Annotated in this window: 18 protein-coding genes; 6 read left to right on the top strand and 12 right to left on the bottom strand. The window is 65.0% G+C overall.

Annotated features, from left to right (window positions below; all coding sequences use genetic code 11):
• Positions 1 to 109: 109 nt before the first annotated feature.
• Positions 110 to 1,087 carry a YiiX/YebB-like N1pC/P60 family cysteine hydrolase gene (locus A3M7_RS0109665; RefSeq protein ID WP_027543738.1) on the bottom strand — a complete coding sequence of 326 codons (978 nt, stop codon included), beginning with the start codon at positions 1,085 to 1,087 and terminating at the stop codon, positions 110 to 112.
• A gap of 193 nt (positions 1,088 to 1,280) precedes the next feature.
• Here A3M7_RS0109665 and A3M7_RS0109660 point away from each other — a divergent pair, with 193 nt between their 5' ends.
• Positions 1,281 to 2,669 carry an NAD(P)/FAD-dependent oxidoreductase gene (locus A3M7_RS0109660; RefSeq protein ID WP_027543737.1) on the top strand — a complete coding sequence of 463 codons (1,389 nt, stop codon included), beginning with the start codon at positions 1,281 to 1,283 and terminating at the stop codon, positions 2,667 to 2,669.
• A 215-nt stretch (positions 2,670 to 2,884) separates the two neighbouring features.
• Here A3M7_RS0109660 and A3M7_RS0109655 read toward each other — a convergent pair whose 3' ends face one another.
• From A3M7_RS0109655 to pheS, 4 genes are read right to left on the bottom strand one after another with little or no spacing between them, the layout of a single operon-like run.
• Complete coding sequence (locus A3M7_RS0109655; protein WP_027543736.1) at positions 2,885 to 3,655, bottom strand: sulfite exporter TauE/SafE family protein; 771 nt, start codon at positions 3,653 to 3,655, stop codon at positions 2,885 to 2,887.
• A 55-nt stretch (positions 3,656 to 3,710) separates the two neighbouring features.
• Positions 3,711 to 6,119 (bottom strand): phenylalanine--tRNA ligase subunit beta, encoded by a 2,409-nt coding sequence (gene pheT, locus A3M7_RS0109650; protein WP_027543735.1) that lies wholly within the window; start codon positions 6,117 to 6,119, stop codon positions 3,711 to 3,713.
• A gap of 10 nt (positions 6,120 to 6,129) precedes the next feature.
• Positions 6,130 to 6,519: an ASCH domain-containing protein gene (locus tag A3M7_RS0109645; RefSeq protein ID WP_027543734.1), complete on the bottom strand. Its 390-nt coding sequence runs from the start codon at positions 6,517 to 6,519 to the stop codon at positions 6,130 to 6,132.
• Between the two features lie 2 nt (positions 6,520 to 6,521).
• Positions 6,522 to 7,604, bottom strand: coding sequence for a phenylalanine--tRNA ligase subunit alpha (pheS, locus tag A3M7_RS0109640; protein WP_027543733.1), 1,083 nt, complete (start codon positions 7,602 to 7,604; stop codon positions 6,522 to 6,524).
• Between the two features lie 152 nt (positions 7,605 to 7,756).
• Between pheS and A3M7_RS0109635 the strand changes: the two genes are divergently transcribed.
• On the top strand, positions 7,757 to 8,170 hold the full coding sequence (locus A3M7_RS0109635) for a hypothetical protein (protein WP_027543732.1): 414 nt from the start codon (positions 7,757 to 7,759) through the stop codon (positions 8,168 to 8,170).
• Between the two features lie 32 nt (positions 8,171 to 8,202).
• Here A3M7_RS0109635 and rplT read toward each other — a convergent pair whose 3' ends face one another.
• Both rplT and rpmI read right to left on the bottom strand, forming a co-directional pair.
• Complete coding sequence (gene rplT, locus A3M7_RS0109630; RefSeq protein ID WP_011083533.1) at positions 8,203 to 8,562, bottom strand: 50S ribosomal protein L20; 360 nt, start codon at positions 8,560 to 8,562, stop codon at positions 8,203 to 8,205.
• An 80-nt stretch (positions 8,563 to 8,642) separates the two neighbouring features.
• Complete coding sequence (gene rpmI / locus A3M7_RS0109625) at positions 8,643 to 8,843, bottom strand: 50S ribosomal protein L35 (protein ID WP_008539890.1); 201 nt, start codon at positions 8,841 to 8,843, stop codon at positions 8,643 to 8,645.
• 274 nt (positions 8,844 to 9,117) lie between these two features.
• Here rpmI and A3M7_RS0109620 point away from each other — a divergent pair, with 274 nt between their 5' ends.
• Positions 9,118 to 9,513, top strand: a complete 396-nt coding sequence (locus tag A3M7_RS0109620; RefSeq protein ID WP_027543731.1) for a hypothetical protein — start codon at positions 9,118 to 9,120, stop codon at positions 9,511 to 9,513.
• A 62-nt stretch (positions 9,514 to 9,575) separates the two neighbouring features.
• Here the strand turns inward: A3M7_RS0109620 and infC are convergent, their stop codons facing one another.
• Positions 9,576 to 10,115 (bottom strand): translation initiation factor IF-3, encoded by a 540-nt coding sequence (infC, locus tag A3M7_RS0109615; protein WP_084301986.1) that lies wholly within the window; start codon positions 10,113 to 10,115, stop codon positions 9,576 to 9,578.
• A 249-nt stretch (positions 10,116 to 10,364) separates the two neighbouring features.
• Here infC and A3M7_RS0109610 point away from each other — a divergent pair, with 249 nt between their 5' ends.
• Positions 10,365 to 11,189 carry a carboxylesterase gene (locus A3M7_RS0109610; protein ID WP_027543729.1) on the top strand — a complete coding sequence of 275 codons (825 nt, stop codon included), beginning with the start codon at positions 10,365 to 10,367 and terminating at the stop codon, positions 11,187 to 11,189.
• 206 nt (positions 11,190 to 11,395) lie between these two features.
• Positions 11,396 to 11,848 carry a nuclear transport factor 2 family protein gene (locus A3M7_RS0109605; protein WP_049823312.1) on the top strand — a complete coding sequence of 151 codons (453 nt, stop codon included), beginning with the start codon at positions 11,396 to 11,398 and terminating at the stop codon, positions 11,846 to 11,848.
• 133 nt (positions 11,849 to 11,981) lie between these two features.
• On the opposite strand, the gene A3M7_RS0109600 is transcribed toward A3M7_RS0109605, so the two are convergent.
• The 3 genes from A3M7_RS0109600 to A3M7_RS0109590 form a co-directional block, all read right to left on the bottom strand.
• On the bottom strand, positions 11,982 to 12,779 hold the full coding sequence (locus tag A3M7_RS0109600) for an acyl-CoA thioesterase domain-containing protein (RefSeq protein ID WP_027543727.1): 798 nt from the start codon (positions 12,777 to 12,779) through the stop codon (positions 11,982 to 11,984).
• A gap of 183 nt (positions 12,780 to 12,962) precedes the next feature.
• Positions 12,963 to 14,141: a tRNA epoxyqueuosine(34) reductase QueG gene (gene queG / locus A3M7_RS0109595; protein ID WP_027543726.1), complete on the bottom strand. Its 1,179-nt coding sequence runs from the start codon at positions 14,139 to 14,141 to the stop codon at positions 12,963 to 12,965.
• Positions 14,090 to 14,782: a glutathione S-transferase family protein gene (locus tag A3M7_RS0109590; RefSeq protein ID WP_027543725.1), complete on the bottom strand. Its 693-nt coding sequence runs from the start codon at positions 14,780 to 14,782 to the stop codon at positions 14,090 to 14,092. Before A3M7_RS0109590 ends, queG begins: the two co-directional genes overlap by 52 nt.
• Before the next feature lie 170 nt (positions 14,783 to 14,952).
• Here A3M7_RS0109590 and A3M7_RS0109585 point away from each other — a divergent pair, with 170 nt between their 5' ends.
• Complete coding sequence (locus A3M7_RS0109585; RefSeq protein ID WP_027543724.1) at positions 14,953 to 15,759, top strand: undecaprenyl-diphosphate phosphatase; 807 nt, start codon at positions 14,953 to 14,955, stop codon at positions 15,757 to 15,759.
• A gap of 312 nt (positions 15,760 to 16,071) precedes the next feature.
• Here the strand turns inward: A3M7_RS0109585 and A3M7_RS0109580 are convergent, their stop codons facing one another.
• The gene (locus A3M7_RS0109580; protein ID WP_027543723.1) at positions 16,072 to 17,037 is read right to left on the bottom strand and encodes a complex I NDUFA9 subunit family protein; all 966 of its coding nucleotides are present in this window, start codon (positions 17,035 to 17,037) and stop codon (positions 16,072 to 16,074) included.
• Positions 17,038 to 17,113 lie beyond the last annotated feature (76 nt).

Here is a 17,113-nt window from a genome sequence, read left to right as displayed (position 1 = left end):
TACGGCTACCGCCCAAAATCGATGGATTCCGCGGTATGGGTCCCGGCCTTCGCCGGGACGACACCGAATATGTTGGACGGCGGTCGCGTTACATTTTTCCCGATTGGAGTTAAGCCGCGACCTCGCACGCGTCTCCGCGGCGCGCGCGGTACACCGCGAGTTCGTTGAGCAGCACAAAATGCTCGGAGAAGGTGGCGTCCATCTCGGCGGCCGCCTCGCGCATCACTTGCGCAGCCGGAATCTCAGCCGGCGCCTCTTCGTCAGCCGCTTCAGGAACGAGCGGCGGCGCACTGATCGTTTCTGGAAACACACTGAATGTGCCCGCTACCTCCTCGAGCGGCTTTTGCTTGTCGGCCCAGTGCAGGGTGGTGTAGTCGAACCCGTGCACGATGGTGGGTTTGACGACTTCGAAATAGGGCGAGATGTCGAAGTCGCGGGGCATGTAGAGCGAGGAATCGCGGATGTGCAGGATCTCGCGCCGGGCCGCGCGGCTGCCGGCCTTGGTGATCTTGGGCAGGATCGGATAGCGCACGGCGTCGAACGCCTGCGCGATCAGCGCCGAGCAGATGATCTTGGTCGGATCGCCCGAGCCGATCGCGATCATGCGGCGCCGCCAGCGCTGCGGTATCGGCAGCGGAAACAGGAAGCGCATCAGGTCGACGATGTTCTTGGTGTCGTAGCCGAAGCCGATGCGGTTGATCGCATAGCGGCAGACCGTGGTGCGGTCCTCATGGGACAGCCCGACCGGGCGGCAGACGCGGGTGTGATAGGGGAAGTATTTCGACAGGGGCGCCGAGGTGACGCCTTCGCCGATATTGGCCTCGATCAGCACATGCGGCTCGCCATTGGGCTCTTCCGCACCCTCGATCGGGCCGACATAGAGCGCGGCATGCGACCAGGTCGACTGCGTCAGGTATTTGATGATGCCGGAGATGCGGTTGTTGCCCTCGACCAGCAGCACGTCGCCGGGCTCGATGACGCCGCGCAGGTGCTCGGGGTCGCTCGGCGTGAACGGCTCATAGCCCGGCACCTCCTTCGAGAGGTACGCGGCAATCAGCTTGCCGACTGAATCTAGGACCGTCCCCATGTCGAACTCCCCCACGGCCTTTTTCGGCCGCCTTTTTTTCCCTTCTCTATCATGGTCGAAACGTGTTGCAATTCGGTTCATCACTCTGTGAGATCAAGCACCATTGATTCACCATGATGGTTGCCGTGCAACATGAGATACGGCAAGGTTCGCTGGCTGTTCCCGTTTGCCGCAAGTCTCCGGAAACCATGACATGACAATCACGCGCCGCGGTTTCCTTTCGGCGTCGGCGGCCTTTGCGGCGATGCCGGTCCTGCGCGCAACCGCCGCACCCCTGCCGCGCGAGGCTGACATCGTCGTGATCGGCGCGGGGGCAGCCGGAATTGCCGCAGCGCGGCGCATCATGGCGGCCAATCGCAAGGTCGTGGTGGTCGAGGCGGCATCGCAAATCGGTGGCCGCTGCATCACGGATACGACGACCTTCGACGCGCCGTTCGACCGCGGCGCGCGCTGGATGCACAATCCCGAGACCAATCCGATGATCCGGCTGGCGCGCAGCGCCGGGCTCGACGTGCTGCCGGCGCCGTCGGGCCAGAAGATGCGCATCGGTCGCCGCAACGCGCGCGCCGGCGAGACCGAGGAATTCCTGGCCGCGCTGGTGCGCGCCAACCGCGCTATCGACGAGGCCGCGCGCGGCAAGCTCGATACCTCCTGCGCCTCGGTGCTGCCGAAGGATCTCGGCGACTGGGCGGGCGCGGCCGAGTTCATGCTGGGCGCGAGCTTTGCCGGCAAGGACCTGAAGGAGCTGTCGGCGATCGACAAGGCGCGCGCACAGGACCGCAACGCCGCGATCGCCTGCCGCCAGGGTCTGGGTACGCTCATCACCAAGCTCGGCGAGCAGGCGCCGGTCGCGCTGTCGACGCCGGCGAGCCGCATCAGCTGGAGCAATCGCGACGTCAGCGTGGAGACGCAAGGGGGCAAGATCGCCGCCCGCGCCGCCATCATCACGGTCTCGACCAACGTACTCATCGCCGGCGCGATCAAGTTCGCGCCCGATATTCCCAAGCGCACGCTGGACGCGGCGTCGAAGCTCACCCTCGGCAGCTACGATCACATCGTGCTGCAACTGCCGGGCAATCCGCTCGGGCTCGCGCGCGACGACATCCTCATCGAGCAGAGCAATTCGACGCGCACGGCGCTGATGTTCGCCAATATCGGCGGCTCCTCGCTGTGCTCGATCGATGTCGGCGGCTCGTTCGGCCGCGATCTGTCGGAGCAGGGCGAGAAGGCGATGGCGGCCTTCGCGAAGGAATGGATCGCAAAACTGTTCGGCAGCGAAGCCGCGGCCATTGTGCAGAAGACCAGCGCGACGCGCTGGAATGCCTCGCCCTTCGTGATGGGTGCGATGTCGGCGTCCTCGCCCGGCGGTCAGCTCTCGCGAAAAATCCTGACCGAGCCGATCGGCAATCTGTTCCTCGCCGGCGAAGCCACCCACGAGACGCTGTGGGGCACCGTCGACGGCGCCTGGGACAGCGGCGAGCGCGCCGCTGACGCCGCGCTGCGCAAGATCGGCGCGCTCAAGGACGAGCCGGCCGATGTGCCGACGCAGTCGACCAAGAAGCGGCGGGCGCCGCGGCAGTAGGGCGACCAAGCGGCAACACATTCGCCATCGCGCGGCGCCATAGCCTCAAACTCCACTCGTCGTCCCGGCCTAGTGCGCAATTGCGCACGGGGGCCGGGACCCATAACCCCAGGGACTAGTTTGGCGAAGATAGTCGTTTGGTATTCTCACCTACGGCGATCGATAGATCACGCGGTATGGGTCCCGGCCTTCGCCGGGACGACTCGCGGAGAAGGCTATCGCAACACGCCATCCAGCGCCGGAAGCCCGAAAATCACCGCCATCGCAATCAGCGCGTAGCAGATGCCGCGAAACATTTTTTCGCTGGCGCGGCCGAACAGCGAGGCGCCGAATGCGACGCCGATGGCATAGACCGGACCGACGATGAGCGAGAGCACCAGCGATTCGCGGCTGATCAGGCCTGTCGTCGCGTAGCTGACCATCGAGAAGAAGTCCGACGCGCCGAAGAACAGCAGGATGTTGGCGCGCGCGACGATCGACGCGATCGGGCGGCCGAGCCAGTAGCCGACGATCGGCGGCCCGCCAGTCTGCGCCAGCCCGCTGCAGAAGCCGGAGAGGCCGCCGATGCCGACCGAGAGCCAGGCGTGGTCCTTGCCGCGATAGCGCCAGCCCGACAGCAGCAGGAGCAACAGCGCGGCGACGAAGCAGGAGATGATCCAGCGCGTGGTGACGGGTTCGAGCACGCTGAGGAAATAGGTGCCGATGGGCACGCCGATCAGCGCACCCAGCACGATTACGGCGGTGGCCTTGCGATCGGCCTTGCGCCATGCGTCGGGCAGCAGCGGCACCGCCGCGACGAAATCGATCACGAGCAGCAAGGCGGCAACGAGCCGCGGCGCCGCGAAGCTGCTCGCCAGCGGCATGAAGATCAGCGCCGAGCCGAAGCCGGAAAAGCCGCGCGCGGTACCTGAGACGAAGGCGACGGCGCAGAGCGCCATCGCAATGGTGAGGCTGACGTCCTTCGGGAGGAAGTCGGCGAGACTCATGCTATCTGGTTCTGGAGCATGATGTCGTCCGAAAACCGCTGCACACTTTTCGGCATCATGCTCTCAACGTGCCGCCGGTCTTCTTCGTCACCTCCGCCACGACCTTCGCGGCGACAGCCTCGATCTCCTGGTCGGTCAAGGTCTTCTCGCGCGGCTGGATCGTCACCGCGATCGCGATCGACTTCTTGCCGTCATCGATGCCCTTGCCCTCGTAGACGTCGAACACGTTGACGCCGGTGATCAGCTTCTTGTCGACGCTGAGCGCGGCGCGCACGATGTCGCCGGCCTTCACGGTGCGGTCGACGATGAAGGCGAAGTCACGTGACACCGGCTGGAAGGCCGACAGCTCGATCACGGGCTTGGCGCGGGTCGGCTTCTTCTTGGCCTCGGGGATGCGGTCGAGGATCACCTCGAACACCGTCAGCGGACCGTCGGCGCCGAGCGCTTCCAGCGCGCGCGGATGCATCTCGCCGAAATAGCCGAGCACGTTCTGCGGGCCGATCTGGATCGTGCCGGAACGGCCCGGATGCAGCCAGCCGGGACCGCCGGCCACGATCTGAAGCGCCTGCATCGGCGCGCCGCTCGCGGCCAGCACCGCCAACGCATCGGCCTTGGCGTCGAACAGGTCAGCCTGCGCGGAGCCCGACCAGTGCCGTCCGAGACCCTCGGACGAGGCAAAGCCGCGGCGCACGCCGCTCGCCGCCATGAACTGATCCTGCGGGCGATCGCCCTTGAACACCTGGCCGACCTCGAACAGCGCGACATCGCCGAAGCCGCGATCGGCATTGGCCTGCGCCGCCGCGATCAGGCCCGCCAGCAGGGTCGGACGCATGTCGGAGAGATCAGAGGCGATCGGGTTGGCCACTTCCAGTTCGCGCTGGCCGCCGCCGAACAGTTTTGCCGCAGACTTTGTGATGAACGACCACGTCACCGCTTCGATGATGCCACGGCTCGCGAGCGCGCGCCGCGCCCGGCGGGTGCGGAGCTGGAGCGGCGTCAGCACCGGTTTGCGCGCGTCCTCGCCGCGCTCGAACGGCGTCATCGGCACCTTGTCGACGCCGAAGATGCGGACGATCTCCTCGACGATGTCGGCCTTGCCGTGCACGTCGGAGCGCCACGACGGCACCGCGACCTTCACCACCGGGCCGGGGCCCGCCATCATGAAGCCGAGATGGGTCAGGATGCGCTTCATCTCCGGTTGCGGCACCTCGATGCCGGACAGGCGCTTGACCTCGGTCACCGGGAAATCGATCACGCGGTCATCGCCAAAGGCCTTGCCGACCACGACGTTCTCGGACGGCGTGCCGCCGCACATCTCCATCACCAGCCTGGTTGCGAGCTCCAGCCCCGGCACCATGAAGGCCGGATCGACGCCACGCTCGAAGCGGTAGCGTGCATCGGAATTGATGCCGAGCTTGCGGCCGGTCTGGGCGATGTTGATCTCGTTCCATAGCGCCGATTCGATCAGCACGTCGGTGGTGTTCTCGTCGCAGCCGGAGGCCTCGCCGCCCATGATGCCGGCGAGCGATTCGACGCCGTGCTCATCCGCGATCACGCACGTCGCGGAATCGAGATTGTAGGTGCGGCCGTCGAGCGCGAGCAGCGTCTCGCCGTCGCGGGCGCGGCGCACCACGAGATTGCCCTTGACCTTTTTGGCGTCGAACACGTGCAGCGGTCGCGCGCGGTCGTAGGTCATGAAATTGGTGATGTCGACCAGCGCGTTGATGGGACGCAAGCCGATCGCGGTCAGTCGCTTCTGCAGCCATTCCGGCGACGGGCCGTTCTTGACGCCGCGCACGAGGCGAAGCGCAAAGCCCGGACACAGCGTCGCGTCCTCGACCGTGACCTTCACCGGGCAGGGGAATTCGCCCTTGATAGCCTTGATGGTCGGGTCCTTGAACTTGCCCATGTCGGCGGCGGCGAGGTCGCGCGCGATGCCGTGCACGCCGGTGCAGTCCTGCCGGTTCGGGGTCAGGTTGATCTCGACGACGGGATCGCCGAGCGCGGCCCATTCGGCGTAAGCAGCGCCGATCGGCGCATCCGCCGGCAATTCCATGATGCCGTCATGGTCGTTGGAGATCTGCAACTCGGCCGCCGAGCACAGCATGCCGCGGCTCTCGACGCCGCGGATGGTGCCGACGCCCAGCGTGATGTCCTTGCCGGGAATGTAGGTGCCGGGGGCTGAGAACACGCTGACGAGGCCCGCGCGCGCATTCGGCGCGCCGCACACGACCTGCACGGGCGCGCCGCCATCACCGGTGTCGACCATGCAGACGCGCAGGCGATCCGCATTCGGATGCTGCTCGGCCGAGATCACCTTCGCAATGGTGAACGGCTTCAGCGCCTTCGCCTTGTCCTCGATGTTCTCGACCTCGAGCCCGATCATGGTGAGCTTCTCGGCGAGCCGCTCCAGCGGCTCGTCGGTGTCGAGATGGTCCTTTAGCCAGGAGAGCGTGAATTTCATGGTGCCGTTCCTAGAAAACCTCGATCAGGCGAAAGCGTTCGCACATGAGCATCATGTCTTCGCGAAATTTGCCTTGCCGACCGAAATAGTTGCGATGCGCGTTGCGCCAGTAGTCGAGACCGCGATCACCTTCGCCTTCGTCGAAGGCAAAGGCCGCATCGACCTCGCCGAAGCGGCGATAGCTCACCTCGGTCGATTCGATGATGCAGCGTGGCTCTCCGCGTCCGTCGAGCACGATCCAGCGTTCGCCCGGCGTCGAGGTGTTGGGCTCGTCCTCGGTGCTGCATGTCGCGGTCTTGACGCCCCGGATCACGAGATCGAGCAACTCGTCGGCCAGAGCCGGTCCGTCGCCGAAGGCGAACGACCGCAGGCCGCGATATTGCTCCGGGACGGCGCTCAGGTTCACGTGCTCAATCCCCCCGCGAGCGTCGGGACTTCCAGCGGCTTGAAGCCGTAGTGGGACAGCCAGCGGACGTCGCTGTCGAACAGCTGGCGCAGGTCGGCGATGCCGTATTTCAGCATGGCGATGCGGTCGATGCCCATGCCCCAGGCAAAGCCCTGGTACTCGTCGGGATCGATGCCGCAAGCGCGCAGCACGTTCGGATGCACCATGCCGCAGCCGAGAATCTCGAGCCAGTCCTCACCCTCGCCGAAGCGGATCTCGCCCTTGTCGCGACGGCACTGGATATCGACTTCCAGCGACGGCTCGGTGAACGGGAAGAACGACGGGCGGAAGCGCATGTTGATGTGGTCGACCTCGAAGAACGCCTTGCAGAACTCGTGCAGGATCCATTTGAGGTGGCCGAGATGCGAGTGCTTGTCGATGACGAGCCCTTCGACCTGGTGGAATTGCGGCGTGTGGGTCGCGTCCGAATCGATGCGATAGGTGCGGCCCGGGCAGATCACGCGGATCGGCGGCTTCTGGCTCAGCATGGTGCGCACCTGCACCGGCGAGGTGTGGGTCCGCAGCAGCATGCGCGAGCCGTCCTCCTTCGGATGGAAGAAGAAGGTGTCGTGCATCTCGCGCGCGGGATGGCCTTCCGGGAAGTTCAGCTTGGTGAAGTTGTAATCGTCGGTCTCGATATCGGGGCCTTCGGCGACCGAGAAGCCCATGTCGGCGAAGATCGTGGTCAGCTCGTCCCAGACCTGGCTCAGCGGATGGATGCGGCCGGCCTCGGCCTGCGGGTCACGCAGCGGCAGCGTCACGTCGATGGTTTCGGACGCGAGCCGCGTATCGAGCGCCGCCGACTTCAAAACGTCGCGCCGCGTGCCGAGCGCCTCGGTGACCTTGTCCTTGGCCTGATTGATCGCCGCGCCCTGCGTCTTGCGCTCGTCGGGCGACATCTTGCCGAGCGTGGCGAGCAGCGCCGAGATCGAGCCCTTCTTGCCGAGGGCTGCGACGCGCACCGCTTCGAGGGCGGCTTCGTCGCCGGCGGCGGCGATCTGGTCGAGGATGGATGTTTCAAGCGTTGCGAGGTCGGACACAGTCAAATCCTTGCTGCCAAATTCGGCTGGGTTGTCGCCGCCCGAAGGGCGTAACGTCAAGCAAAAAGCCGGTCATTTCGCGCTCTCGACCAGCTGGGTTGAACCTCGCACGGGGCCCCGGCACCAAGGGAGGATACGAGGAGACTTTTGCGATGCTTTCGAAATGCTGCCTGGCCGTCCTGGCCGTCGCTCTATCGGTCGCCGGCACCCCGGCGCGCGCCATGGTCTGCATGGAGAAATCCATGACGCTGGACGAGGTCGTCGACACCATCAGTGCGCAGAAGGGCTGCGAAAGCGCGATGAAGGTGTTTCAGGATTGCCAACTGACCGCGAGCGGCGATGTCCAGCTCGGCGCCGCCGTCGAAAAGAAATGCGAGGCGGACTTCAAGCCCGGCCTCAGTGTCGTGCAGACGCAGGCGTACAAAAGCGAGATGCACGCGTGCGACGTCAAGTACCGGAACAAGTCCGGCACAATGTATCTCTCGTTTACGGCATTCTGCCGGGCGGAGGTCGCCCAGCGTTACTCGCAACGCGCGCTGACGGCTGCGGGCCAGAAGGCCCGCTAGCGTTGGCCTTGTCAGGCTGACAGCGCAGCCTTTTAGGCGGCCAGCGCTGCCTTGGCCTTCTCGGCGATCGCCTGGAACGACGCGGGCTCGTTGATCGCGAGATCCGACAGCACCTTGCGGTCCACGGTGATACCCGACTTGGCGAGACCGTCGATAAATCGGCTGTAGGTCAGGCCGAACGGACGCACAGCGGCGTTGAGGCGCTGGATCCAGAGTGCGCGGAACGTCCGCTTCTTGCGCTTGCGGTCGCGGAAGGCGTACTGCTGGGCCTTCTCGACGGCCGGCTTGGCGGCGCGGATGGTGTTCTTGCGGCGGCCGTAGAAACCCTTGGCGGCCTTGTAGACTTTCTTGTGCTTGGCGTGGGCGGTCACACCGCGTTTGACGCGAGACATGACAAAATTCCTTCAGAGATGACTTGGTTTTCGGATCGCCGCGCGAGGCGCGGCTGAGGTGGCAGTGATCGTGGACGCGATCAGGCGTTCGGCAAGAAGTACTTCTTGACGTTGTCGCCGTCGGTCTTGAACAGCACGCGGGTGCCGCGAAGCTGACGGATCTGCTTCTTCGTCCGCTTGATCATGCCGTGACGCTTGCCGCGCTGGGCGTGCATCACTTTGCCGGTGGCAGTCACCTTGAAGCGCTTTTTGGCGCCCGATTTGGTCTTCAGCTTGGGCATTTGGCTCTCCTAATGGCCACGGAAATCCGCCCGCGAAGGCGGCTGGCCGTCAAAAATGCTCGTTAGAGCGTTGATTGTGCTCAGGTTTCTACGAACAAGCGCGAAACCCGCACGGACACCGCCACGGCAGCCCTTAATCAGCCGGGCGATGAAGGCTGGGCTTATGCCAGAGCGGCAGCCAATTGGCAACGATGAACCGCCAAAACCCGCCCGCCGACTATCCGGAGTTGCCACCCTCATCGTCCAGGCCGTGTCGCCTGGAGGAAGGACCAAAATGGCCCATTTCCCGCAATTTGTCCCGCAACTTGCCCACCCGCGCCGCCTGGCGCTGCTTGCCGTGCTCGCCGCCGCCGCGCTGCCGTCCACCGCCGATGCCCGCGCCGGCCGCTATGACGGCATCTGGAACGTCACCTTCGCCACCAGCCGCGGCAATTGCAGCTCAGGCTACCGCGTCCCCTTCACCGTGACCGGCAGCCGCGTCTCGTCCGCCGGCGGCGGCCGGGTCTCGGGCAGGGTCAAGCGCTCCGGCACTGTGGCGGTCAATGTCTCGGTCGGCGCGTCCCATGCCAGCGGCGGCGGCCGGCTTGCCGGCGTGAACGGCTCCGGCTCGTGGAGCGGCATCATTTTCGGCGACCGCTGCAGCGGCACCTGGCAGGCGACGCGGAGCTGACACACAAACGGCCCGCCGGAGAACCGGACGGGCCGTTAACTCTCAATTCCAAATAACCGGCGTCAGCGCGGCGCCAGCACCATGACCACCTGGCGGCCTTCGAACCGCGCGTCCTGCTCGACCTTGGCGAGCTCGGCGACGTCGGTCTTGATCTTGTCCAGAAGCTTGGTGCCGATCTCCTGGTGCGCCATTTCGCGGCCGCGATAGCGCAGCGTGATCTTGACCTTGTCGCCCTCTTCGAAGAACCGCTGCATCGCGCGCATCTTCACGTCGTAATCATGATCGTCGATCATCGGGCGGAGCTTGATCTCCTTGATCTCGACGGTCTTCTGCCGCTTGCGGGCTTCGGCGGCTTTCTTCTGAGCGGAATACTTGTACTTCCCGTAGTCCATGATCTTGCAGACGGGAGGGCTGGTATTCGGCGAAATCTCGACCAGATCCATGCCAGCTTCCTGGGCCATCTTGATGGCGATGACGGTCTCGACCGTGCCTTTATTGTCACCGGTCTGATCGATCAGCTGGATCTGCGCATTGCGAATATCATCATTGATGCGCGGCCCGTCTTTGCTGGCAGCGGGCGGAGCTTTATTAGGACGGCGAATGGGTGGTTCTCCAAAGTTGTGAAAGAAGCGGCTATCTTGAAGGAAGATGCGTTTGCCGGCAAGCAAGTCGCGTACGCGAAGCGAAAAACCGTTAAATGCGAGGCATTTTGGTCACGCCTGGCGGCACGCTGACCGACATAGACACCTTGCCCCTGTTCCGCAAGCGTCCCAAAGGGCCAATACCGATGTCCGGCGGTGCCACGGAACGCGCCCAGACAGCTCAAACCGCACAGCCAGAGTAAACGTTCCATGACCGATGCAATTCCCGATACCGTGCTCGATTTCATCGATGTGGGCGAGGGCGCGTCCGCGCGCAGGATCGCGGTACGCTGCCGCGCCGGAAAGGGCCCCGGCCTCGTTTGGCTCGGCGGGTTCAAATCGGACATGCAGGGCAGCAAGGCGCTGGCGCTGGACGCCTGGGCCAGCGACCACGGCCGCGCCGCGGTCCGGTTCGACTATTCCGGCCACGGCGAATCTGGCGGTGATTTCGCCGACGGAACCATCGGGCGCTGGCTGGAGGAGAGCGTCGCGGTGTTCGAGCGGTTCTGCGACGGCCCGCAGATCCTGATCGGCTCCTCCATGGGCGGCTGGATGGCGCTGCTGCTCGCGCGCGAGATCAGGAAGCGCCAGGAGGATCAGCAAGCGAACCAGCAGGAGAACCAGCAAGCCAAGGCGTCGCTCGCCGGCCTCGTGCTGATCGCGCCGGCGCCCGACTTCACCGAGGAGCTGATGTGGAAGAATTTTCCGGCTGCGGTGAAGAAGGAGATCGAGACCAAGGGCGTCTGGCTGCGGCCATCCGAGTATGGCGACGGCTCGCCCTATCCGATCACGCGCAATCTGATCGAGGAGGGCCGCAACCATCTCGTGCTCGGCAGCGCCATCGATCTCGGCTGCCCTGTTCGCATCCTGCAAGGCGCGCAGGACCCGGATGTGCCCTGGCAGCACGCCTTCGCGCTGACGCACCGCCTGCCGGCCGACGACGTCGTGCTGACCATGATCCAGGACGGCGACCACCGCCTCTCGCGCCCGCAAGACATCGCGCGCATTCTTGCCGCGGTGGCCGAGATCGGGTGAGGTGTTTTTTCCTTCTCCCCTTGTGGGAGAAGGTGGCGCGAAGCGCCGGATGAGGGGTTGTCTCCGCGAGCTCTAATCGAGATGGGTACTCTCGGAGACAGACCCCTCACCCGTCTCAATCGCGCGAAGCGCGATTGATCCACCCTCTCCCACAAGGGGAGAGGGAAAGAAGAACACTGGGAGGCATTGTGACAACCACCACAGCCATGCTGCGCGCCTTCTGCGATGCCGTCGAGCAGCGCAACGGCCGCGCGTTCGCCGACCTCTTCACCGAGGACGGCGTCTATCACGACGTCTTCTACGGCGCCTTCGTCGGCCGCGAGAAGATCGCCGCGATGATCGACGACTGGTTCTATCGCACGGCGACCGATTTCCGCTGGGACATGCACGATCCCGTCACCAACGACACCACGCTCTACGCGCGCTACGCCTTCAGCTATCGTTCGACCTTGCCGGAGGCGAACGGCGCGCGGGCGATGTTCGAGGGCGTTGCGATCATGACGCTGAAGGACGGCAAGATCGCTGGCTATCACGAGGTCGCCAACACCGCGCCGGCGTTTGTCGATTTGAAATTTGCGCCGGAGCGGATTGCCAAGATCGTCGCCAAGCAGGGCGCGGAGCTGAAGGCGCGGCCGGAGATGACGCGGCATCTGGCGTAGCTCTCTCCCCTCGTCATTCCGGGGCGCGACGAAGTCGCGAGCCCGGAATCCATAACCACGATCGGGAGTATGGATTCCGGGCTCGCGCCAAGTGGCGCGCCCCGGAATGACGAGAGGAGAGAGACGGGCGCCCCTACCGCTTCGACGGGTTCGCCATCGGCTTGCGCTGCGCCAGCGCGGCGACGGTGGCCGTGCCGATCGGGCCCTGTTCGTCGTAGAGCCAGCATTCGCCGATCGCGACACCGTCGGTGGCGTGATGGTTCACCACATCGAAGCCGATCCAGTTCGTCACCGGCAGGCGGTGCAGATAGATCGTCACGTCGCTGTTGATGTAGCCGAGCCCCTTGTCGCCGGCATTCGCGAACGGGCTCGCGAAATCGGCGCCAACAGCAACATGGACGAACGGCGTCATCGGTACGCCGGCAACGAGCTCGCGCACCTCGCTCATCCAGAGCCGGCGCGGTCCGAGCGAGCCCATATGGCCGACGATCGGCCGCGTCGTCCATTTGCCGTGCATGCCGAGCCTGGGATCAGTCGGCTTGGGAATGTCTGATGGCTTCGGCACGTCCCAGTTCGGCGGCGACCAGACATTGCCGTCGGGATTCTGCGTTTTGCGCAGCAGCTGACACGAGGCGCGCGCCATGCTGACGCCGCCGGAGACGAACTCCGCCTCGACCACCCGGATGCGCAGTCCGTCGCGCACCAGCCGCGTCGTCACTTCGATCGGCTTGTCGATCGTCGGCAGCCGAAACATGTCGACGGTGAGCCGCGCCGGCACGAATTCGGGGCCGGAGTGGCGCTCCTCGATGGCGAAGCCGAGCAGGCCGACGATGACGCGTCCGTGCAGCGATTTCGGATCCCACGGACCATTGGCAACTTCCGTCGGACGGAAAGTATCGCCGTCGTGGGTGAAGAAAGGCATGTTTGTCATGGCGCGCGAGCTTGAAGGAACGCGCGGGGAAATCAAGGGTGGGGAGATTGGTGCACCGTGGCCACAAAAACGGTGTCATCGCCCGGCTTGACCGGGCGATCCAGTACTCCGAGGCGGTAGCGATTGAATCGAGAGGCCGCGGCGTACTGGATGCCCCGCCTTCGCGGGGCATGACACCGAGGATTAGGAGACGAGGTCCCACTCCTGACGCACACTTTCGTCGCGCTCTGTGCTCATCGCGGCAGACTTCATCGCATCGAACGCGCTGCCCGACATCAACTGCCCTAGCGCCCACACCGCCGCGCCACGCACAAGCGCGCTCTCATCACCCAGCAATCGCCGCGCCTCCTCCGCGAGCGCCACCTCGCTCGAGTTGCCGATCGCGATCAGCACATTGCGCAAGAAGCGGTCACGGCCGATGCGCTTCACCGGCGACTTCGTGAACAGCGCACGAAACGCCGCATCATCGAGCCGCGCCAATTCGGCAAGGCCCGGTGCACGCAGTTCGTCGCGCGCGGCGAGCCTGGCCTCGCGTCCCGCTTGCGCGAACTTGTTCCAGGGGCAGGCGGCAAGGCAATCGTCGCAGCCATAGATGCGGTTGCCGATCGCCTTGCGAAATTCGCGCGGGACCGGTCCCTTGTTCTCGATGGTGAGATACGAGATGCAGCGGCGTGCATCGAGCTTGTAGGGCGCGGGGAACGCCGCGGTCGGGCAGATGTCGAGACAGGCCCGGCACGAGCCGCAATGATCGATCTCGGCAGCGTCGCGCGGCAAGTCGAGCGTGGTGTAGATCGCGCCGAGAAACAGCCATGAGCCGAACTCGCGCGAGACGAGATTGGTGTGCTTGCCCTGCCAGCCCAGATGCGCGGCCTGCGCCAGCGGCTTCTCCATCACCGCGGCGGTATCGACGAACACCTTCACTTCCGACGGCGCGGTCGCGACCAGCCAGCGCGCCAGCGCCTTCAGGCGCTTCTTGATCAAATCGTGATAGTCGTCGCCCTGCGCATAGACCGAGATCGCAGCGCGTGTGCGCTGCTCGAGGATCGCGAGCGGATCGGCGTCGGGACCGTAGTTGACGCCGAGCATGATCACGCTGCGCACGTCCTGCCACAGCCCGCGCGGATCGACGCGGCGCTCCGGCTGCGCTGCGAGCCAGTCCATGTCGCCATGGCCGCCCGAGGCGATGAATTCGAGGAAGTGCTTTCCGGCAGTCTCGATCGAGCCGGGCTCCGTCACGCCGATGCAGTCGAAGCCGAGCGCCTTTGCCTCGGTCGTCAACTTCGTCTTCAGTTCAGACAGCTCGGCCGAGCTCAGAAATCCAGGTCCACATAGGTCCGCGACGCCGGCACGCCGGCCAGCCATTCGCTCAGCAGCGGGCGGAACGACGGGCGGGATTTCACCCGCGCGTACCACGCCTTTGCTGCGTCGTCCTCGCTCCATGGCACGTCGCCCAGATAGTCGATCGCCGAGAGATGCGCCGCGGCGGCGAGATCCGCGTAGGTGAGCCGGTCGCCGGCGAGGAAGTTACGCGTCTGCGCCAGCCAGCCGATATAGGCCAGATGATAGCGCACATTCGCCTTGGCCGCGCGCATCACGTCGGCCGAAGGCGCACCGCCGCCGCTGTCCTCGCTCATGAAGCGCTTGTAGATCCGCTCGGTGACGAGAGGGTGCGAGACCTCCTCGAAGAACTTCTCGTTGAACCAGGCCATCAGCCGGCGCACCTCGACGCGCTCGCCAAGCGTCTCCGGCATCAGGCGCTTGGGTCCCATCCCGGCGCCATAGGCCTCGTCGACATATTCGGCGATGATCGCCGCGCCCGGTATCGGCGGCTGTTCCTCGTCCACCAGGACCGGCGTGGTGCCGGCGGCATTGAGCAGCAGGAATGCCTCGCGCCGTTCCCAGCTGCGCTCTTCGACCAGTTTCAGGTCGAGCCCGTATTCGCCCACGATCAGACGGATGAAGCGCGAATGCGGACAGAACGGATGATGAAACAGCGTAAACATGAAGCCTTTGACTATTTGATGGTGCTTAAGAATCCATCAATGTTTGTGCGGCGCCACACTAGTCCTTCAAAACCGCGAAGCAAGACCGTGATGATCGTATTTTGCGATTGCAGCATGGGGACGAATAGGCGAGAAGAATCCCGCTTTTCCAGCGGAAATGGACCGTAAATATGTCAGATGCAATACGGGCAGTGATCCTCGGCATCATCGAGGGTGTGACCGAGTTCCTTCCCGTTTCCTCGACCGGCCACCTGCTGCTTGCGGAGCGCTTCTTCCATCTCGGCGAAGGCGCCTTCTGGGATTCGTTTACGGTTCTGATCCAGTTAGGTGCGATCCTCGCGATCGTCGGGCTCTACTTTAGGAAGCTCTGGGACGTCGTGATCGGCTTCTTCACGGGCGACACCTATTCGCGCCGTTTCGTGATCGGCGTGCTGGTGGCGTTCCTGCCGGCTGTCGTGGTCGGCCTCGTCGCCGGCAAGTACATCAAGAGCGTGCTGTTCAATCCGTGGGTCGTGTGCTTCACGCTGATCGTCGGCGGCGCCATCCTGCTCTGGGTCGACAAGCTCGACCTCAAGCCGCGCGAGCACGACGCCACCCGGTTTCCGCTGCTGATGTATCTCTATATCGGCATCGCACAGTGCGTGGCGATGATCCCGGGCGTGTCGCGCTCCGGTGCCAGCATCGTCGCCGCCATGCTGCTTGGTGCGGACAAGCGCGCGGCGGCGGAGTTCTCGTTCTTCCTCGCGATCCCCACCATGATCGGCGCGTTCGCCTACGACTTCTACAAGAACCGCTCCGAGATGACGATGGACCACATGGGCATCGTCGCGATCGGCTTCGTGGTGTCGTTCATCACCGCGATCATCGTGGTGAAGACGTTTTTGACATACGTCACCCGCCACGGCTTCGTGGTGTTCGCCTGGTGGCGCGTCATCGTCGGCACGCTCGGCCTGATCGCGCTGGCATTGGGGCGCTAGGGCGCTGCTGAAGTTTTGAAGCCGGCTCCGGCGAGGCTGCGCTCCCTCTCCCGCAGACGCAGGGGAATCGCATTTGAGAGAGGTTCCTGCGGCCATCCTTCGAGACGCCCGCTTTAGGCGGGCTCCTCGGGATGAGGACGGAATGCGTGGCAGCAGTTTCAACGGCACGGCGCTGCTTAGCCTCATCCTGAGGAGACCGCGGAGCGGTCGTCTCGAAGGACGAGGCGCGCAGTCAGGGGTTGCCAAAAGTCATATGCGATAGCCCTGCCCGCAAGCCGGAGAGGTTAACCGGGCCCGCGGCCTAAGCGGGGCTCAAATGCTCATGCGCTGGAACTGCCCGGCGGCGCGGAAGCGCCAGAGATATTGCGGAGCGATCGCCTCCAGCGAATCCGCCGTGATGCCGAGGCCTTCCAGCGTCAGCCCAGCCGCCTTCGCTGCATCCGACACGACATTGTCGCGCGCGAGCAGCGTGACCTGGTCGGGCGTCAGCTTGAACGCGCCCGGCGCGAATTGCAGGAAGTTGGCCTGGAAGCGGGCAAGTCCGAACGGCAGCGGCACCAGCATCGGCTTGCGAGCGGTGATCTCGAGGATGGCCTCGATGATCTCGCGCATGGTCAGCACCTCCGGCCCGCCGAGCTCGTAGGTCGCGCCCGCCTTGGCCTTGCCGTCGACCGCATCCGCGATCGCGGTGGCGACGTCGCCGACATAGACCGGCTGCATCCGGGTCCTCTCGCCGATCAGCGGCAGCACCGGCGACATCCGGGCCAGCGCCGCAAAGCGGTTGGTGAACTGGTCCTCGGGGCCGAACATCACGGAGGGGCGGAAGATCGTGGCCGAGGGCACTGCGGCCAGGACCGCCGCCTCGCCGGCCGCCTTGGCCTTGGCGTAGCGCGAGGGCGATTCCGCGTCGGCGCCGATCGCCGAGACATGCACCAGGCGGGCCCCCGCGGCGGCCGCCGCCTTGGCGACGGTCTCGGCGCCCTTGGCCTGGACCGCGTCGAAGCTCTGTTTGCCACCCTCGGCGAGGATGCCGACCAGGTTGATCACGACATCCGAATCACGCAGCGCCGCCTCGACCGAGGCCGGGTAGCGCAGATTGGCCTGCACCACATGGACCTGCCCGACCTTGCCGGAGGGCTGGAGGTATCCAGCCAGTTCCGGCCGCCGCACCGCGACCCGGACCCGGTAATCGCGCTTGCACAGCGCCCGGACGACATTCCGGCCCAAAAACCCCGATCCGCCGAAAACCGTGACGAGAGTTTCCAGATTCGATGCCATGGGGATCTATTCCTGAGGGAGAGTGCGCCTGACGAGGCTTGTATCGGGCCGGTTTGCGATGCGCAATCCGCATCCC

The organism is Bradyrhizobium sp. WSM2254 (assembly GCF_000472645.1).
In the GTDB taxonomy this organism is placed as follows: domain Bacteria; phylum Pseudomonadota; class Alphaproteobacteria; order Rhizobiales; family Xanthobacteraceae; genus Bradyrhizobium; species Bradyrhizobium niftali.
This window is presented reverse-complemented; position numbering and strand designations above follow the sequence as displayed.